Source organism: Streptomyces sp. NPDC052040 (assembly GCF_044548405.1).
GTDB lineage: Bacteria > Actinomycetota > Actinomycetes > Streptomycetales > Streptomycetaceae > Streptomyces.
Genome location: NZ_JBIUBV010000003.1, coordinates 53,540 through 73,789 on the forward strand (window position 1 = coordinate 53,540; position 20,250 = coordinate 73,789).

Below are 20,250 nucleotides of genomic sequence, written 5' to 3' on the forward strand. Positions count from 1 at the left end.
GTCCGGTCCTCACCGTTCGTCGTGGTCGCTGTCGCCGCGTGCGGCATCTTCGAGTTCGCTCAGCACCTGTTCCTCCACCAGGTCCGCCACGGCGGCCACGGTGCGCAGAACGAGGACGTCCCGGGGTGTGAGGGCCACACCGAAGGCGTCATTGGCCCGGGAGACGATGAGCAGGGCGCGCAGGGAGTCGCCGCCCAGGGCGAAGAAGTCGTCCTCCACGCCCAGGGGTGTCCCGAGGGCCTCCTCCCACAGGGCGGCGAGCGCCTCCTCGGTGGGGGTGCGCGGGGCGATCCGGTCCTCGGGGGTGTCCTCGGCCGGTGCGGGGGCGGGCAGGGCGGCCCGGTCGGTCTTCCCGTTCTCGGTGAGCGGGAAGCGGTCCAGTACGACATACGCCGTGGGGACCATGGGAGCGGGCAGGGTGCGGGCGGCCAGCGCCCTCAGTTCGGCGGCGGTGGGCGGCTCGGTGTCCTGCCGGACGAGCACATGGGCCACCAGGCGGGGCAGCCCCGGCTCGTCCTCCCGGACGGTCGCCACCGCGTCCAGCACGGCCGGGTGGTGCGCGAGGGTCGCCTCGACCTCGCCCGCCTCGATCCGGTGGCCGCGCAGCTTGAGCTGGTGGTCGGTGCGGCCCAGGTAGTGGAGTTCACCGCGGGCGTCCCGCCGTACCAGGTCCCCGGTGCGGTACATCCGGGAGCCCGGCGCGCCGAACGGGTCGGCGGTGAAGCGGGCCGCGGTCAGGCCCGGCCTGTGGAGGTAGCCGCGGGCCAGGGTGGGTCCGCTCAGCCACAGTTCGCCGGGCACCCCGTCCGGGACCGGCCGCAGCCGCGCGTCCAGGACATAGGCGCCGGTGGCGGGCAGCGGACGGCCGATCGGCGGCGCCGACCCGTCCGGGGACAGCTCCTCGGACCAGGTGGCCACCACGGTGGCCTCGGTGGGGCCGTAGGAGTTGACCATACGGTGGTGCGGGGCCCAGCGGGCGACCGGTTCCGGGCCGCAGGCGTCGGCGCCAACCACCAGGGTCTTCAGCGCGGGCAGGGTGCCGGGAGTGTCCGGCGGCAGGGTGGCGAGGGCGGCAGGCGGCAGCAGGGTGTGGGTGATGCCCTCGGCGCGCAGCACATCGGCCAGTTCACCGCCGAGCAGCGGTCCCGGCTCCGGTACGACCAGGCGGGCCCCGTGCGGCAGCGACATGCACAGCTCCAGCACGGAGGCGTCGAAGCCGGGGGTGGCGAAGGCCAGGACTCGGTCGCCGGGGACCACCCGGTAGTGCTCGGCCTCGGCGGCCGCGAAGGGCGCGAGGCCCCGGTGGGTGACGACGACTCCCTTGGGGGTGCCGGTGGAGCCGGAGGTGTAGATGACATAGGCCGGGTCGTCGAGGTCCAGCGGGCGGAGCCGGTCCGCGTCGGTGGGCCGGTGGTCCGGTGCCCCGTCCGCCGGTGCCGCGAGCAGCTCCGCGACCTGCCCGGCGTCGAGCGTCAGCACGGGCCGGGCGTCGCGCAGCATCAGCTCGATCCGCTCGGCCGGGTAGCCGGGGTCCACCGGCAGGAACGCGGCGCCGGTCTTGGCGACCGCGAGCCGGGCCAGGACCATGTCCGCGGAGCGCGGCAGCACCAGGGCGACCAGTTCGCCGGGGCCCGCGCCCCGGGCGATGAGCCGGTGGGCCAGGCGGTTGGCCCTGTCCTCCGTCTCCGCGAAGGTGAGCAGCAGTCCGGGCGCGCCCAGTGCCGGTTCCGTCGGCCACCGGTCCACGGCGGCCTCGATCAGGCCGGGCAGGGTGGCCGGGGCGGCGGGCCGGACGTGCGGGCGCACGGGTCCTCGCAGCAGCCGGTCCCGTTCCCCTGGCGGCAGGACGTCCACCGTGTCCAGCCGGGCGGTGTCCGGGGCGGCGGCCAGGGCGTCCAGGGTGTGCAGCAGCTGGGCGGAGAAGGAGCGGGCCGTGCCCTCGTCGAAGTACCGCGGGTCGTAGCCGAGTTCGACGCCCAGCCGGTCGCCGGGCGAGATCACCACGGTGAGCGGGTAGTTGGTGGCCTCCCGGGCGTCCAGGTCCCGTACCCGTACGCCGTGCGCCTCGGCGGTGGCGTCGCCCACCGGGTAGTTCTCGAAGACCAGCAGGCTGTCGAACATCTCGGTGCCGGCGGGCACATGGGCGAGGTCCCGCAGCTCGGTCAGCGGCAGATGGTCGAAGCGGCGGTCCTCCGCGCGCGCCGTCTGGAGTTCGCGCAGCCAGGCGTCGGGGTGCGCGGTGCCGTCCACGGTGACCCGGGCGGGCAGGGTGGTGATGAACAGACCGGTGATGGTGTCGGCCCCGGCCAGGTCCGCGGGGCGCCCGGAGACGGTGGTGCCGAAGCACACCTCCCGCTCGCCGCTCCAGCGCGCCAGGAGCAGCGCCCAGGCGCCCTGCACCACGGTGTTGAGGGTGAGGCGGTGCCGTCGGGCGAACTCCGTGAGGCGCTCGGTGCCGTCCGCCCCGAGCTGCTGGGACAGCCAGGTGCCGGAGCGGGCCGGGGCGCCCGGGACGGGCCTGCGGTCGTACGGCAGCGGGGTGGGGTCGGCGAGTCCGGCGAGGGCCCGGCTCCAGTGCTCCCGGGCCAGTTCGGTGTCCCGGCGGGCGAGCCAGGCCGCGTAGTCGGCGAACGGCCGACGCTCGGGCAGCCGCGGCTCGCCGCCCCGCAGCAGCGCCGCATGGCAGGCCATCACGTCGGAGAGCACATGGAAGACGCTCCAGCCGTCGAGCAGCACATGGTGGAAGGTCCACACCACCCGCACCTGGTCAGGACCCAGCCGGACCAGGGCGATCCGCAGCAGCGGTGCCGTGTCGAGGGCGATGCCCCGGACCCGGTCGGCGGCGAGCAGCCGCTCCAGTTCCGTGTCCCGCTCCTCGGGGGTGAGGGCGGTCCAGTCCAGTTCGGTGACGGGCAGGACGGCGGTGCGGTGCACGGTCTGGAGCGGTACCGGCACGCCGTGCAGCACCACGGCGCTGCGCAGGACGGGCGTGCGGTCGACCACCTGCTGCCAGGCGGCGGCCAGCAGCCGGGGGTCGGGCACCCCGTCGACCACGAAGGTGATCTGCTCGGTGTAGAGGCCCTGGCCGGGCTCGTCCAGGCCGTGCACGACCATGCCGGTCTGGGTGGGCGTGAGCGGGTAGACGTCCACCACCTCGCGGCCGGTGCCGACCAGCCGGTCGACGGCGGCCTGGTCCAGGGGGGCCAGCGGGAAGTCCGAGGGGGTGCGGCCGCCCGCCCCGGGCTCGGCGCAGTGCCGGACGATCTCCCGCAGCTCCGCGGCCGTCTCGGCGGCCAGCCGGGCGACCGTCTCGGGCCGGTGCACCTCGCGGGAGTACGACCAGGTCAGCTCCAGCCGTTTGCCGGAGACCCGGCCGACGACGTCGAGGAGGTGGGGCCGTGCTCCCGCCCGGTCCATCCCGCCCGCCAGGCCGCCGAAGGGGGCGTGCAGCAGTCCCCCGGCGGCCATGCTCCAGTCCTGCTGCCCCAGGTAGTTGAACGCGATCTGCGGCAACTCGGGCAGCCGCTCCGCGGCCGTGGGGTGCAGATGGCGCAGGGCGCCGTGGCCGAGGCCGCCCCGGGGCACCGCCCGCAGGCTCTCCTTGACGGACTTCAGAGCCGTCCCGGTGTCCGCGGCCGCGGGGACCGCGAGGGCGACGGGGAACATCGTGGTGAACCAGCCGACGGTACGGGACAGGTCGACGTCCTCGAAGAGGTCCTCCCGGCCGTGGCCCTCCAGCGCCACGGCCACCCGGTCCTGCCCGGTCCAGCGCGCCAGGACCCGGCCGAGCGCGCACAGCAGGACGTCGTTGACCCGGGTGCGGTAGACGTCGGGCACGTCCTGGAGCAGTCGGCGGGTCTCCTCGCCGTCCAGACTCACCGTCACGGACTCCTCGTCCGCGGCGGTGTTGGAGCCGTCGAGGTCGGTGGGCAGCGGGGCGCCCCGGTCCAGGGCGCTCCAGTGGGCGAGTTCACCGTCGAAGCCGCCCGCCGCGGTGTGCGCGGCCAGCCGGGTGGCCCAGGCGCGGAAGGAGGTCGTCTTGGGCCCGAGGTCCACGGCCTGTCCGGCCCGCAGTGCCCGGTAGGCGGTGTCCAGGTCCTCCAGGATCACCCGCCAGGACACCGCGTCGACCACCAGGTGGTGGGCGGCCAGCAGCAGCACCGGGCGCCGTCCGCCGCCCGGGCGGCCGAGGGCGGCCCGCAGCAGCGGCCCGGCGGCGAGGTCGAAGCCCGCGGAGAGCCGCTCCGCGAGCCGGTTCAGCTCCCGGTCGAGGTCCTCGGCGGTGTCGCCGGGCAGTTCGTGCACCTCCAGGTGCGGTGCCTCGCCGGGGGCGGCGCCGTGCTGGCTCCACCGGCCGCCTCCGGAGGGGGCGAAGCGCATCCGCAGGGCGTCGTGGTGGGCGAGGACCGCGGCCAGCGCGGACCGCAGCAGCGGCTCGTCGGTGTCGGCCGCCACATGGAAGGACACGGACTGGGTGAAGTCCGCCGGGTCACCGGTTACGGTGTCGAACAGCCAGTGCTGTACGGGGGTGAGCGGCGCCTCCCCCACGACCGGGCCCTGTTCGGCGCTGGTGACGGGGACCGGCAGGTCCCCGGCGGCCGCGGCCAGTTCGGCGACGGTCTGGTGCTCGAAGAGGTGCCGGGGGGTCAGGGAGAGACCGGCCCGGCGGGCCGCGGAGACGATCTGGATCCCGAGGATCGAGTCGCCGCCCAGCGCGAAGTAGTTGTCGTCGGCGCCCACTTCGGGCACGCCGAGCACCTCGGCCCAGATGGCCGCGAGGGTGCGCTCGGTGTCGGTGCGCGGTGCCCGGTTCCCGCGGGCGGTGGGGGCCGCCCACACCGGTTCGGGCAGGGCGCGCCGGTCCAGCTTGCCGGTGGCGCCGAGCGGCAGCCGCCCCAGCGGCATCACCAGGGAGGGCACCAGCGGGGCGGGGACGGTGCGCTCCAGGAAGGCGCGCAGTTCGGCGGGGTCCGGGGCGTCGGGCCCGGCGGGCACCGCGTAGGCGACGAGCCGCCGGTGCCCGTCGTGGTCCACCACGCGGGCGGCTGCCGCCGCCACCTTCGGGTGCCGGGCGAGGGCGGCCTCCACCTCGCCCAGTTCGATCCGGAAGCCGCGCACCTTGACCTGGTCGTCGATGCGGCCGAGGTGCACGAGGTCGCCCTCGGCCGTCAGCCGCACCAGGTCCCCGGTGCGGTACATGCGGGTGCCGGGCGGGCCGTAGGGGTCGGCGAGGAACCGGGCGGCGGTCAGACCGGGCCTGCCCAGATAGCCGCGGGCCACTCCGGTGCCCGCGAGGAACAGCTCGCCCGGGGCGCCCGGGGGCACCGGGCGCAGCCGGTGGTCCAGGACGTAGGCGCGGGCGCCGCCGAGGGGACGGCCGATGGGCGGGAGGCGGTCGGGGTCGGCCGGATCGCAGGTGAAGGCGGTGGCGTAGACGGTGGCCTCGGTGGGGCCGTAGATGTTCATCACCGTGCAGCCGGGGACGGCGGCGCGCACCTGGCGGACGGTCCGGGCCGGGAGGCCCTCGCCCGCCAGGACCACGGTGTCGGCGGTGACGCTGACGGTGTCCTCGGCGAGCAGCCTGCCGAGGGCGGACGGTACGGCGCTGAGGAGTCCGGCGCGCCACGGCTCGGGCCGCTCGGCGAGCGCCAGCAGGTCGCGGACCAGTTCCACGCGGCCGCCGCTGAGCAGCGGGGCGAAGATCTCGAACACCGAGACGTCGAAGTTGAGGGAGGTGGAGGCCACCACATGGGCGAGCCCCCGGTCCGCGAACGCAGCGGCGGCCCAGTCGGTCAGTGCCACCACCGACTGATGGGCGACCACCACGCCCTTGGGGCGGCCGGTCGAGCCGGAGGTGTGGATGACATAGGCGGGGTGGCCGGGCAGCAGCGTCCCGTGCCGTTCCTCCTCGCGGATGGCTTCGGCGGACTCGGCGGCCAGGCGTCCGGCGCACTCCGGGTCGTCCAGCAGGATCCGCCGGAAGGGTCCCTCGGGCAGCCGGGCGGCGCTCTGCGCGCAGGTCACCACCGCGTCGGGCCGTACGTCCTCGAAGAGGAAGGCGATGCGTTCGGCCGGGTGGCCGGGGTCGACGGGCAGATAGGCGGCACCGCTCTTGAGGACCGCAAGGAGCGCCACGATCAGGTCGGCGGTGCGGGGCAGCGCCAGGGCGACGAACCGCTCGGGTCCGGCGCCCGCCGCGATCAGCGTGCGGGCCAGCCGGTTGGCCCGCTCATCGAGTTGACGGTACGTCAGCTGCTCGGTCCCGGCGAGCACGGCGACGGCGTCGGGGGTGCGGGCCGCCTGGTCCGCGAAGGCCTCGGGCAGGGTCCGCCGCGGTGCGGTCACGACCGGTCCGCCGAAGCGTTCGAGGACACCGCGGCCGGTGGCCTCGTCGGTCAACGGCAGTTCGTCGAGCTGCCGTTCCGGGTCGGCGGCGATCTCCGTCAGCAGGGTCCGCAGGCTCGCGCCCAGCCCCTCGACCGTGCGGGCGTCGAAGGCCGCCGGGTCGTAGTCCAGGGCGACCGCCAGGGTGTCGCCGGGTGCGACCACCACGCTGAGCGGGTAATTGGTCGGCTCCAGGTCGCGTTCCGTCTCCATCGACAGTCCGTGCCGGGCCAGCGCGTCGCCGTCGAAGGGGTAGTTCTCGAAGACCACGATGCTGTCGAAGAGGTTGGTGCCGCCCGGGACCTCGCTCCAGGTCTGGAGCTGGGCCAGGGAGACGAAGTCGTGGCGCCGGGACTCGGACTGCGCGGCCTGGAGGTCGCGCAGCCAGTCCAGGACCGGGCGCCGCCCGTCGATCCGCGCCCGGGTCGGCAGGGTGTTGATGAACACGCCGACCATGGAGGTCACCCCGGGCAGTTCGGCCGGGCGCCCGGAGACGGTGGTGCCGAACACGACGTCCTCGCCGCCGCCGTAGCGGGACAGCAGCAGCGCCCAGGCGCCCTGGAGCACGGTGTTGACGGTCAGGCCCGCCCGCTGGGCGGTGTCCCGCAGCCGCGCCGAGACATCGGCGTCGAGCGTCATCCGGACGGTGCCCGAGGAGGAGGTGCGGTGCGCCTCGGCCTGCCGCCGGTCGCGGGGCAGTTCGGTGGGGACCCGGAAACCGGCCAGCGCCCCGCGCCAGTGGCGCTCGGCGCCCGCGGTGTCCTGCCGGGCCAGCCACCCGAGGTAGTCGGCGAACGGCGCGCGGTCGGGCACGTCCGGGCGGCGCCCGGCGGTCAGGGCCGCGTACCGCTCGCACACCTCGTCGAACACCTGGGCGGCGCTCCAGCCGTCGAGGAGGACGTGGTGGAACGTCCACACCATCCGCACCCGGTCCGGCGACAGCCGGATCAGGGTGAGCCGCATCAGCGGGGCCGCCGCCAGGTCGACACCGGCCCCCCGGTCCTCGGCGAGCAGCGCGGCGAGGTCGCGCTCGCACTGCTCGGCGGGGCGCCCGGACCAGTCCAGCCGGCGTACGGGCACGGTGGCCCGGTGCTGGACGAGCTGGAGGGGTTCGGCGGTCTCCTGCCACACCAGCCGGGTGCGCAGCATCGGGTTGGCGTCCGCGGTGCGCTGCCAGGCCTCGGCCAGGGCGTGCGGATCACGCACCCCGGTCAGCACCAGCTGCACCTGGTTGACATAGGTGCGGCCGTCGGGGTCCATCAGGCTGTGGAAGAGCATGCCCGCCTGCATCGGGGTGACCGGGTACAGGTCGGCGACCGACCGCCCGTCCCCCACCACCCGGTCGACGGCCGCCTGGTCCACGCGGGCCAGCGGGAAGTCGGACGGTGTACGGCCGCCCGCCCCGGGCCGGGAGCAGTGGGCGACGATGTCCTCCAGCGCCCGTAGCATGGTCCCGGCGAGCCCGGTGACCGTCTCCTCGTGGTGCATCCCGGCGCTGTAGTGCCAGGTGATCTCCAGCTGCCCGTCCTCGACCCGGGCGATCACGTCCAGCAGATGCGGGCGCGCCGACTCGGGGGCCTCGTCGCCGCCCAGTCCGCCGGGCACCCTGGACACCAGGGTGCCGCCGTCGGCGGACCAGTCGAAGCGGCCCAGGTAGTTGAAGCTGATGCCGGGCATCGGGGTGCCCGTCAGCCGTTCGTCCCCGGCGAGGTGGCGCAGGGCGCCGTAGCCGAGTCCGCGGTCGGGGACGGCCCGCAGCTGCTCCTTGACGGACTTCAGGGCGGCGCCCCAGTCCCCGTCGGGGAGGTCGAGGGCGACCGGGTACAGGCTGGTGAACCAGCCGACCGTGCGGGACAGGTCGATGTCGTCGAAGAGCTGGTCCTCCCGGCCGTGCCCCTCCAGGGCGACGGCGACGGTGCCGCGGCCGGTCCAGGCGGTGAGCACCCGGCCGAGCGCGGTCAGCAGGACGTCGTCGATGCGGGTGCGGTAGACGCCGGGCACGGTGCGCAGCAGGGCGTCGGTGCGCGGGCGGTCCAGCCGGACGGTCACGGATGTGAGGTCGGCGGCGGTGTTGGTGCCGTCGCGGTCGACGGGCAGCGGTACCGCGCAGTGCCGGGACACCGTCTCCCAGTGGTCGCGTTGGGCGGCGAAGCCGCCGTCGCGGGTGTGGGCGTCCAGCCGCCGCGCCCACTCCTGGAAGGAGGTGGTGCGGTCCGGCAGCCGTACCGGTTCCCCGGCGGCCGCCTGCCGGTAGGCGGTCTCCAGGTCCTCCAGCAGGATGCGCCAGGAGACTCCGTCGACCACCAGATGGTGCACGGCCAGCAGCAGCCGGGCGCAGGCGGCGCCGTCGGCCGTGAACAGCTGTGCGGTGAGCAGGGGTCCGGTGTCCAGGCGGAAGCCCTCGTGGGCCTCCCGGGTGGCCCGGGCCTCGGTCTCCTCGGCCGCCGCCGGGTCCAGTCCGGTCAGGTCGTGGACGGTCAGCAGCCGTGGCGGCGCCGAGTCCGCGGCAGCGCAGTCCTGGCGCCAGGTCCCGTCGTCCCGTCGTACGAAGCGGCTGCGCAGGGCGTCGTGGTGGGCCCACAGGGCGGTCAGGGCGCGGCGCAGGGCGTCCGGGTCGGGGGCCCCGGCCGTCTCCACGACGACTGCCTGGTCGAAGAACTCGGGGCGCCGGGGCCCCGGGTCGAGGAACCAGTGCTGGACGGGGGTGAGCACGACCTCGCCGGAGACCGGAGCGGTCCCGGCGACGGGTGCGGCGGTGCCGGTGGCGGCGGCCAGGGCGGCCACCGTGGGATGCCGGAAGAGGTCACGGGGGGTCAGCGCGAGCCCGGCGGTACGGGCGCGGGAGACGACCTGGATGCTGAGGATGGAGTCGCCGCCCAGCATGAAGAAGTTGTCGTCGGCGCCGACCCGTTCGACGCCGAGCAGTTCGGCCCAGATGGCGGCGAGGACGCGCTCGGCCTCGGTGCGCGGCTCCCGGTAGGCGGTGTCGCCGCCCGCCGCCGACCAGTCGGGGACGGGCAGCCGCCGCCGGTCCACCTTGCCGTTGCCGGTCAGCGGCAGCTCGGCGACCGTGAGGAACGCGGCAGGGAGCATGTAGTCGGGCAGGTCGGCCGAGAGATGGATGCGCAGTTCGGCCGCGGTGGGCACGGCGGCGTCGGGGGCCGGGACGAGGTGGGCGGCCAGGCGTTTGCGGCCGGAGTGCTCGTAGACCGAGACGACGGCCTCGGCGACGGCCGGGTGGGCCCTGAGCCGGGCCTCGATCTCGGCCGGTTCGATCCGGAAGCCGCGGATCTTGACCTGGTCGTCGGCGCGGCCCACGAAGTGCAGTTCGCCGTCGCCGCTCCAGCGGACGATGTCACCGGTGCGGTACATGCGGGTGCCGGGCGGCCCGTACGGGTCGGCGAGATAGCGGGCGGCGGTCGCTCCGGGCCGCCCGGCGTAACCGCGGGCCAGCCCGGCCCCGGCGATGTACAACTCGCCGGGGATGCCCGGGGGTTGGGGCTGGAGTGCGCCGTCGAGCACATAGACGCGGGTGTTGTCGAGGGGGCGCCCGATGGGCAGGACCGCGGGCAGCGGGTCTCCGGCGCGGAAGACGCGCCGGGTGGCGAAGGTGGTGGTCTCGGTGGGGCCGTAGCCGTCGACCACGCTCAGCCCGGGGCAGGCCTCCAGGACGCGGCGCACCACCGCTCCGGGCACGGCCTCGCCGCCGGTCCACACCTCCCGGGCGCCCTCCAGGCAGGTCGGGTCCTCCTGGGCCAGCAGCCGGAAGAGGCCCGCGGTCAGCCACAGGCAGCGCACGCCCTGCTCGGTGATCGCGTGCCGCACCGCGGCGGCGTCGAGGTCGGAGGGGGGCGCGAGGACGGCCGTGCCGCCGCGCAGCAGCGGCACCCACAGTTCGTAGGTGGCGGCGTCGAAGGCGTGCGGTGAGTGCACCAGGACCCGGTCGTGCCCGGCGAAGGCCCGGTCGAGGGCGAGCGCGGCGACGTCCCGCTGCCGCACCGCGACCCCCTTGGGGATGCCGGTGGAGCCGGAGGTGAACATCAGGTACTGGACGTTGTCGGGGTGCACGGGCGCCGTGTCCGGGGCCGCCCCGGCGGGCGCGGGGGCCTCCTCGTCGGCCCGCAGGACCCCTCCGTCGGGGAGCAGGTCCCGTGCGGTGTCCTCCCATACGGCGTCGGTGAGCAGCAGATCGGTGCCCGCCGCCGCGAGCATCCGCCGCAGCCGCTCCCCCGGCGCCCTGCCGTCCAGGGGGACGTACACACCGCCGGTGCGGACCAGGGCGAGCTGGGCGACGACGAGGGCGGCCGAGCGGTCCATCAGCACACCCACGGGGCGTTCCGCCGACACCCCGAGGGCGGTCAGGCGGGACGCCAGCTCCTGTGCCCGGTCGTCCAGTTCGCGGTAGGTGAGCCGCTCGTTCCCGGCCTCCAGGGCGGGGGCCCCGGGGGTGCGCCGCACCTGGGCGGCGAAGAGGTCCGCCACCGTGGCCTGCGGTGTGCCGGTGGCCGTGTCGTTCCACTCGTGCAGGACCTGGTCCCGGCGGGCGGCCGTCAGCAGCGGGATGCGGGCGGGCGGCCGTCCGGTGTCGGCGGCCATGCCGTCCAGGAGCGCGATGAGGTACTCGGCGGCACGGTCGACAGTGGCGGCGTCGAACAGCTCCGGGTCGTAGCCGAGGCGCAGGGTCAGCTCGGTGCCGGGGTAGGCGACCAGGCTCAGCGGGTAGTTGGTGGTCTCGATGCCGTCCAGGCCGCTCAGGGTGAGTCCGTGCGCGGCGGCGAGGGTGTCGTCGACCGGGTAGTTCTCGAAGACCACGATGCTGTCGAACAGCGCGGCCCGCTCGGGCAGACCGGTGTACGTCTTCAGGCGGGTGAGCGGCAGCTGGTCGTGGCGCCGGTCCTCGCTCTGGTCCTGCTGCACCCGGTCCAGCCAGGAGGTCAGGGTCCCGGTGGACGGCACGGTGACCCGGGTGGGCAGGGTCGTGATGAACAGGCCGGTCATGGCCTCGGCACCGGGCAGCTCGGGCGGCCGCCCGGACACGGTGGTGCCGAAGACCACGTCGTCGCGGCCCGTCTGACGGCTCAGCAGCAGCGCCCAGGCGCCCTGGACGACCGTGTTGAGGGTGAGTCCGGCGGCCCTGGCCATCTCTTCGAGGGCGCGGGTGGTGCCGGCGGAGACCGCGACCCGGACCGCGCCGGTGGACTCCGCGCGGTGGGTCTCGCGCGGTTCACGGTCGTAGGGCAGTGCGGTGGGCTCGGCGAGACCGGCGAGCCGCTCCCGCCAGTGCCGCTCGGCCTCCGCCGGGTCGCGGTCGCGCAGCCAGGCGACGTAGTCGCGGAAGGGCCGCCGGTCGGGCAGGGCGTCCCGGGCCGCTGAGCCCTCCCCCGCCGGGCCGCCGGAGAGTGCCGCATGGCAGGCGAAGACGTCGGACAGCACCTGGAACAGGCTCCAGCCGTCCAGGATCAGATGGTGGAAGGACCACACCACCCGCACCCCGCCCCCGGGCAGCCGGGCGAGCGCCAGCCGCTGGAGCGGTGCCTCGGCGAGGTCCATGCCGCGCTCCCGGTCGCGGTCGAGCAGCTCCCGCAGCTCGTCCTCCCGGGCGGTCTCGGACAGTTCCCGCCAGTCCAGGTGGGTGACCGGGACGGGCGCGTGACGCCGTACGACGAAGAGGGGTTCGGGCACGTCCTGCCATACGGCGTGCCCGCGCAGCACCGGGGTGCGGTCGGCGACCCGCTGCCAGGCCGCGGCCAGAGTGCCGGGGTCGGCCACACCGTCCAGGACGAAGGTCAGCTGCTGGAAGTAGACACCGCGGTCGTCCTGGGACAGGCCGTGGAAGAGCATGCCCGCCTGGGTGGAGGTGAGCGGGTGGATGTCCTCCACCGCGCCCGGGTCCGCCCCGGTGATCCGGTCCACCTCGGCCTGGCCGAGCCCGGCCAGCGGGAAGTCGGACGGGGTGCGTCCGGCGGCGCCCGGCCGTGCCGCGTGGCGGGCGAGGTCGGCCAGGGCGTCGAGGAACCGGTGGGCGACGGCGGCGACGGTGCTCTCCTCGAACACCTCGGCCGAGTGGAACCAGGTGAACTCCAGTGCGTCGCCGTCGAGCCGGCCCACCACTTCCAGGGCGTGCGGGCGTATGGCACCGGGGTCGGCGTCGAGTTCCAGCGGGCGGAACGGGCCGTGGCAGAGGCCGTCGCCCGGGCCGTCGGACAGCCCGAACCGCCCGAGGTAGTTGAAGCTGACCGACGCGCCCGGCGCGGGCAACGGCGCCCCGGCCGTGGTCAGATGGCGCAGTACGTCATGGCCCAGGCCGTGCCGGGGCACCTGGCGCAACTGCTCCTTGACCCCCTTGAGCACGGTGTCCCAGTCCGCGTCCGGCGGCACGGCGAGCGCCACCGGGTGGCGGGTGGTGAACCAGCCGACGGTCCGGCTGGTGTCGACGTCGGCGAACAGCTCCTCGCGGCCGTGCCCCTCGACGTCCACCACCACCCGCTCGTGCCCGCTCCAGGCGCACAGCGCCCGCCCGAGGGCGCTGAGCAGGACGTCGTTGGCCCGGGTGCGGTAGGTCTCGGGCAGGGTGCGCAGCAGGGCGGCGGTGTGCTCGGGGCTCAGCCGCACGGTCACCGAGCGGGCCGAGGCGTAGGTGTCGGTTCCACCGGCGTCGGCGGGCAGGGCCGCCGGGGCGCCCTCGGCCGCCCGGCGCCAGTACTCCCGCTCGCCGTCGAACCCGCCCTCGGCGGCATACGCGTTCAGCCGCTGCGCCCAGTGGCGCAGTGCCGAGGACTTGGGGGGCAGCGCGGCGGCTCCGTCGCGGCCCGCGCGGCGGGCGCGGTAGGCCCGGTCCAGGTCCTCCAGCAGGATCCGCCAGGAGACTCCGTCCACGACCAGGTGGTGGACGGCCAGATGCAGCACGGTGCGGCGGCCGGGGCCGCGGTCGTGCAGGACCGCGCGGAGCAGCGGACCGTGGCGCAGGTCGAAGGGGCCCCAGTGCGGGGTGTCGTCGTCCGGGCCGGTGTGACGGGCCAGTGGGAGGCGGGGCGCGTGGTCGTCGATGTGCCAGCGCACGCCCGGGCCGCCGTCCTCGGTGCGGAAGCGGGAGCGGAGCGCGTCGTGGTGGGCGACCAGGTCGTTGAGGGCGTCCTCCAGGGCGGCCGGGTCGACGTCCTCGGTCAGCTCCATCGAGAGGGTCTGGGCGAAGTGGCCCGCCCGGTCACCGGCGCTCTCGAACAGCCAGTGCTGGATGGGCGTCAGCTGCGCCGGGCCGGTGGCGGGGGTCGCGGGTGCGGCGGCCGCGGGACGGCTGCCCGCGGCGTCCGCGCACCGGGCCAGGGCGGCGACCGTCTGGTGCCGGTAGACATCACGGGAGGTCAGCGCGAGTCCCGCCTGCCGGGCCTGGGCCACCACCTGGATGCTGAGGATCGAGTCGCCGCCGAGCGCGAAGAAGTTGTCGTCCGCGCCGACCCGCTCCACCCGCAGGATGTCCGCCCAGATCGCGGCGAGGGTCCGCTCGGTGGCGGTGCGGGGGGCGACATGGCGGGCGCTGTGCGCGGCGGGCCCGGGGTCGGGGAGGCGGTCGCGGTCCAGCTTGCCGTTGGGGTTCAGCGGCAGCGCGGCGAGGACGACGACGGTCGAGGGCACCATGTAGTCGGGCAGGGTGCGGCCGAGCGTCCGGCGGATCGTCTCCGGTTCCAGCCGGGTGTCCGGGGCGGCCACCACATAGCCGACGAGACGGCGGTGGCCGTCGCTCTCGCGGGCGGTCGCGGCGGCCTCCGTGACGCCGTCGCAGCGCCGCAGCGCCTCCTCCACCTCGCCCAGTTCGATCCGGAAGCCGCGCACCTTGACCTGCTGGTCGGTGCGGCCCAGGTACTCCAGTTCACCGTCGGCGCTCCAGCGCACCAGGTCACCGGTGCGGTACATGCGGTCGCCCGGGGCGCCGTAGGGGTCGGCGACGAACCGGGTGGCGGTCAGGCCAGGGCGCCGCAGATAGCCGCGGGCCAGGCCGCCGCCCCCGAGGTAGAGCTCTCCCGTCACGCCCGGGGGCTGCGGGCGCAGCAGCCGGTCCAGGACATAGGCCCGGGTGCGGGCCAGCGGCCTGCCGATGGGCGGCGCCTGGTCGGGCAGGGCCGTGTCGTCGGCGAACCAGGCGGTGGCGTAGACGGTGGCCTCGGTCGGGCCGTAGATGTTGGCCATCGCGCAGGAGGGCAGCGCGTCCCGCAGATCGCGCACGGTCTGCGCGGGCAGTGCCTCACCGGCCAGGACGACGGTGTCGGGGGCGAGTTCGGTGCCCCCGGCGATGGTCCGGGAGACCACCGAGGGCACTCCGCTGACCAGACCGGCCCGCCGCGGTCCCGGCGCGTCGGCCAGGGACGGGAGGTCGGCGACCACCTCGACGGTGCCTCCGGCCAGCAGCGGGCAGAGCATCTCGAACACCGAGACGTCGAAGTTGAGGGAGGTGGAGGCCACCACATGGGCGAGTCCGCCGGTGCCGAAGTGCTCGGCCGCCCAGTCCGCCAGCGCCACCACACTGCGGTGGGTGACCACGACTCCCTTGGGCCGCCCGGTGGATCCCGAGGTGTAGATGACGTACGCGGGGTGGTCGGGGTGCAGGGGGCGGGGCCGGTCGGCGTCGGTGGGGTCGGTGTCGGCGCGCGCGTCGTCAGCGCGGTCCGTGTCCGGCGTGTCGCGGGGGTCCGCGGGCTCCCCCATGGGGAGGACGAGCGGGTCGCAGCCCTCGGGCAGGGCGTCCGCGGTCTCGCGGGTGGCGAGGACCAGGGCGGGAGCGGCGTCGTCGAGCATGAAGCGGATGCGGTCGGGCGGATAGCCGGGGTCGACCGGGAGGTAGCCCGCGCCCGTCTTGAGCACCGCCCACAGGGCGGGCAGCAGATCGGCCGAGCGGGGCAGGCAGAGCGCCACCAGTGTCTCGGGGCCCGCGCCGCGGGAGATCAGCCGCCGGGCCAGCCGGTTGGCGCGCCGGTTCACCTCGGCGTAGTCCAGCCGGACCGGGCCGCAGACCACGGCGGTCCGGGCGGGGGTGCGGGCCGCCTGCGCCTCGAACAGGGCGGGCAGTGTGGCGGCGGACTGGTCCGGTTCGCCGCCCGCGGGCGGGTTCCAGGAGTCCAGCAGGATGCGCAGCTCGTCCTTGGACAGCAGTTCGAGCTCGCCCAGGGTGCGGTGCGGTCCGTCGGCCATGCCCTCCAGCAGCCGGTGCAGATGCAGACCCATCCGGCGCACGGTGCGTTCCTGGAACAGCTCGGTGCTGTACTCGACCGTCAGCTCGTAGCCGCCGTCCCCGGCGGGGGTGAACTCCAGGACCAGGTCGAAGCGGGCGGCCGGGCGGGGCAGCGGATGGGTGTCGAGCCGCAGGCCACCGGCGGCCGGGGGATGGGCCGGGGCGGTCTGCTGGACCACGAGGACCTGGACCAGCGGGGTGCGGCTGGGGTCCCGGGGCGGGGCCAGTTCCTCGACCACGCGGTCGAAGGGCACCGTGTCATGGGCGAAGGCGTCCAGCACGGTGGCCCGCATGGAGTCCACGAACCGGTCGACGGTGACGGTGTCGTCCACCTCGCCGCGCAGCACCACGGTGTTGGCGAAGAAGCCGGTCACCTCCTCCAGGTCGCGGCGGCCGCGCCCGTTGGTGATGGTCCCGAGGGCCACGTCCCGCTGCCCGGAGTACCGGGAGAGCAGCAGGGCCGCCGCTCCCGCGAAGAGGGTGAAGACGGTGGTGCCGCGGCCGCCCGCCAGATGCCGCAGCCGGGCGACCAGGTCGGCCGGGAGGCGGCGGCGGTGCGCCGCGCCCGCGGTCGAGCGGACCGCGGGCCGGGGCCGGTCGGTCGGCAGGTCCAGCTGCTGCATCCCGGTCAGATGCCGCTTCCAGTAGGCGAGGTCCTCGGTGTACGCGCCGGTGGTGCGCCGCTCGTGCTCCCAGACGGCGAAGTCGGGGTACTGGAGGCCCGGCGGGGGCAGGTGCCGCGGCTCGCCGGACACCTCGGCCTCGTAGAGCGCGGCCAGTTCGCGGGTGAGGAGGCCGACCGACCAGCCGTCGGTGACGATGTGGTGCTGGGCGAGCAGCAGCAGATGGTCCTCGGGGGCGCTGCGCACCAGCAGGGCGCGGGTCAGCGGACCGGCCGCCAGGTCGAAGGGGCGCTGAAGTTCCTCGGTGAGCAGCCGCTCGGCGGCCTCGGCGCGCCGCTCTTCGGGCAGCTCCGCCAGGTCCTCGGTGTGCAGCGGGAGTTCGGCGTCGGCGCCGATGCGTTGCACGCCCTGGCCGTCGACGGTGGCGAAGGTGGTGCGCAGGGAGTCGTGGCGGGCGGCGAGCCGCCGCAGGGAACGCTCCAGGGCCGCGGGGTCCAGGGGCCCGCGGAGCCGCAGCGCCACACCGGTGTTGTACTCGGTGCCGCCCGCGGTGAGGTCGTCCAGGAACCACAGGCGCCGCTGTGCGCTGGAGAGCGGGAGCGGCAGATCGCGCGGGGCGGCCGGGATCGGCTCGGACGGGGCGGCGGCGGACGGTTCGTCGAGGAGCGGGGCGAGGGCGGCGACGGTCCGGGCGGTGAACACGTCCCGGACCGAGAGCCGGACGCCGTGCTCCTCCCGTATCCGGGACAGCACCTGGGCGGCCAGGATCGAGTCGCCGCCCAGGTCGAAGAAGTCGTCCTCGGCGCCGATGCCCTCGACGGCCAGCACCTGTGACCAGATGGCGGCCAGTGCCCGTTCGCCCGGGGTGCGGGGCGGGGTGTGGCCCGCGGCGGCCGCGGGTCCGGGGGCGGGCAGCGCCCTGCGGTCGATCTTGTGCTGTGCGGTGAGCGGCAGTTCGTCCAGGACGACCACGGCGGCGGGCACCAGGTGCGCGGGCAGCACGGCGGCGACCTCGGCGCGCACCTGGGCGGGCAGGAGCGGCCCGGTCCGGTCCGCGGGGGTGACATAGCCGACCAGCCGTCGCCGCCCGGGCTCGTCCTCGCGCACCACCACCACGGCCTCGCGCACCCCGGGGAGGCGGAGCAGGGCCGCCTCGATCTCGCCGGGTTCGATGCGGAAGCCGCGCACCTTCACCTGGCGGTCCAGCCTGCCGAGGTACTCCAGTTCCCCGTCGTCCCTGCGGCGGACCAGGTCGCCGGTGCGGTAGAGACGGCTCCCGGGCGGTCCAAAGGGGCTGGCGACGAAGCGGGCGGCGGTCAGCCCGGGACGGCTCAGATAGCCCCGGGCCACGCCGTCGCCACCCACGTACAACTCGCCGTCGGCGCCGGGCTCAACCGGCCGCATCGCCTGGTCGAGGACGTGCGCCGCGGTGCCGGGCAGGGCGGTGCCGATGGCGGGGGTTCCGGCGCCCGCGGTGAGCGGTCCGGTCCAGGTGGCGACGATGGTGGCCTCGGTCGGGCCATAGGAGTTGATCATGCGGCGGCCGGGTGCCCAGCGGTCGGCCAGCGCGGCCGGGCAGGCCTCGGCGCCCACGATCAGGGTGCGCAGATGGCGGCCGCAGCCGTCCGGGGCCGGGTCCGGCAGGGTGGCGAGGGCGGCGGGCGCGATGAGGGCGTGGGTGATGCGGTGCTCGTCCAGGACGGCGGCGAGTTCGTCGCCCAGCCAGGGGCCGTCCGGCGGCACGACCAGGGTGGCGCCGCACAGGACGGAGATGAGGAGTTCCAGGACGGAGGCGTCGAAGCTGGGGGACGCGAACTGGAGTACGCGGTCGCCGGGGCCGACGGCATAGCGTTCCGCGGCGGCCTCGGCGAAGCCGCCGACGCCCCGGTGGGTGACGGTGACGCCCTTGGGGGTGCCAGTGGAGCCTGAGGTGTAGATGACATAGGCCGCGTGGTCGGCGTCCACCGCCGGGCGCGGGTCCTCGGGCCGGGGGGCGGCGGTGTCGTCCAGCACGGCCCGGACGCGGGCCGGGTCGTCCAGGACCACGGCGGGCCGGGCGTCGGCGAGCATCAGGCCGCGGCGTTCGGCAGGGTAGTCGGGGTCGACGGGCAGGAAGGCGGCGCCCGCGAGGGCCACGGCCAGCTCCGCCGCGATCAGTTCCATGGACCGGGGCAGCACGAGCGCGACCGTGCTGTCCGGTCCTGCTCCGCGCCGCAGCAGATGAGCGGCCAGGCGCTCCGCCCGCACCAGCAGTTCCTGGTAGGACCAGGTGCGCCGACCGTCGGTCACCGCGGGGGCGTCCGGCGTCCGGGCGGCCGCCGCGGTGAACAGCTCGCCGAGCGGCCGGTGCGGCGCCGGGCGTTCCGGGGTCGCGGCGGTGTGTCCGGCGCGTGAAGGGGAGGACGTCGCCGGCGTGTCGTGCAGGTCCGTCATGGGAGGAGTCCTTCGGAGCGGGAACGGTGCGGGGCGCGCGGGCGCGGGCGCGTCCGGGCAGGGGGCGGGGGCCGGTCCTGCCCGGCGGAGCGGTGCCGTGGACGTCCGTGCGGTACGGAGCGGGATGGGGTGGCGGGCGGTCCGGGGTCAGTCGGCCGCGGTGCGGCGGGCCGTGCGTCCGGAGATCTGCACCCGGTCGATGACACCGCTGTCCGGGTCGCGGTGGAAGCGGCCGCCGGGTTCGCGCCGCCCGGTGTCCGGGTCGACCAGTTCGTAGGTCAGATCCGGGTGGGGGACCAGGGGCAGCGGGCGGTCGCCGTCCACGGAGAGCGCGGGCGAGCCGTCCGCGTCGAGGGTGATCCGGTACTCGGTACGGCCGTTGCGGTAGGTACCGGCGCATGCGGGGAGCGCGGTGGAGCGGCCGTGGTGGGCGGGGGCCGGAGCGGTCGGCACCCGTATCCCGGTGAGCCGGGTGAGGTCGTCGGCGAGGTCGTGCCACAGGGCGGTGGCGCCGCCGGAGTTCCCGGTGAAGGCGACCACCACACCGCTGTCCGGCTCGGCCCGCAAATGGCACGAGGTGCCCTGGGCGTTGCCGTCGTGGCCGCACCACCACCGGCCGTCCTGTTCGAACAGGGCCAGGCCGAGCCCCCAGGCGTCGGCGAGCGCGCCGGGATCGGCGCCCGGTTCGGGGCGGCGCATCGTCGCGGCGACCTCGGCGGGCAGCACCGCGGACCGGCCGACCAGGGTCCTGCCCAGTGCGGCGAGGTCCAGGGCGCTGGCCAGCAGGGCGCCCGCCGGCGCCTCCACCGGTGCCAGGTTCTGCACGGTCGGGCGCACCCGGCCGGAGGCGGTGTTGTAGGTGTGGCCCGCGGCGACGGGGCGGTCGGGTGCGGGGCCGCCGAGGAAGGCGGGCACGGTGCCCAGGGGTTCCAGGAGCAGCGCCCGCACGGCCTCCTCCCAGGTCATGCCGGTAACCTCGGCCACCAGCCGCCCGGCGGCGACATAGCCGGTGTTGGAGTACGAGAAGTCCGCCCCCGGCGGGAACAGCGCGTCGGACGCGGTGCAGAACTGTGCCAGATAGCGGGCCGGGGTGGTGCCCGCGGCGGTGTCGGAGTCCGGTCCGGCGGGCATCCCCGCGGTGTGGGACAGCAGATGACGGACCGTCACCTTCGGCCAGTCGCGCAGTTCCGGGAGGAAGTCGGCGGCGGGATCGTCGGGGGTGAGGTCTCCGTCGTCGGCCAGGAGCAGGAGGGCGGCGGCGGTGTAGGTCTTGGTGACCGAGCCGAGCGGCACGGCGGTGTCCAGGGTGAACGCGGCGCCGGTGGCGGCGTCGGCGGTGCCGGTGCACACGCTGAGTATCTGTGTCCCGGTGTCCACGGTGAGCTGAGCACCGGGGACCCGGTGGGCGTGGGCCAGGGCGTCCAGGCGCTCCTGTAACGCCGTGTGCGGTACGGACGGTCGGCGGTCGACGACCGGAGCGGTGGTGATGTACGACATGAGCAGGGGACTCCAGGTTTGCTGGGACTCATGGCAGGCGGCCTGCGGACCCGCTGGGAGCGGTTCGGGACCGGGCCGTGCGAGAGATCG

Annotated in this window: 2 protein-coding genes; both read right to left on the reverse strand. The window is 75.5% G+C overall.

Translation table 11 applies throughout. From position 1 onward, the window contains the following. Positions 1–9: 9 nt before the first annotated feature. Positions 10–18,663 carry a non-ribosomal peptide synthase/polyketide synthase gene (locus tag ACIHAA_RS08655; RefSeq protein ID WP_399814606.1) on the reverse strand — a complete coding sequence of 6,218 codons (18,654 nt, stop codon included), beginning with the start codon at positions 18,661–18,663 and terminating at the stop codon, positions 10–12. Between the two features lie 147 nt (positions 18,664–18,810). After that, entirely contained in the window at positions 18,811–20,160 is a 1,350-nt protein-coding gene (locus ACIHAA_RS08660) for a serine hydrolase domain-containing protein (RefSeq protein ID WP_399814607.1), read from the reverse strand. Between the last annotated feature and the right edge of the window lie 90 nt (positions 20,161–20,250).

Bases quoted from the DNA above. Each gene is read 5' to 3' on its own strand.
- ACIHAA_RS08655 (WP_399814606.1), bottom strand. From the start codon at position 18,663: ATGACGGACCTGCACGACACGCCGGCGACGTCCTCCCCTTCACGCGCC.
- ACIHAA_RS08660 (WP_399814607.1), bottom strand. From the start codon at position 20,160: ATGTCGTACATCACCACCGCTCCGGTCGTCGACCGCCGACCGTCCGTA.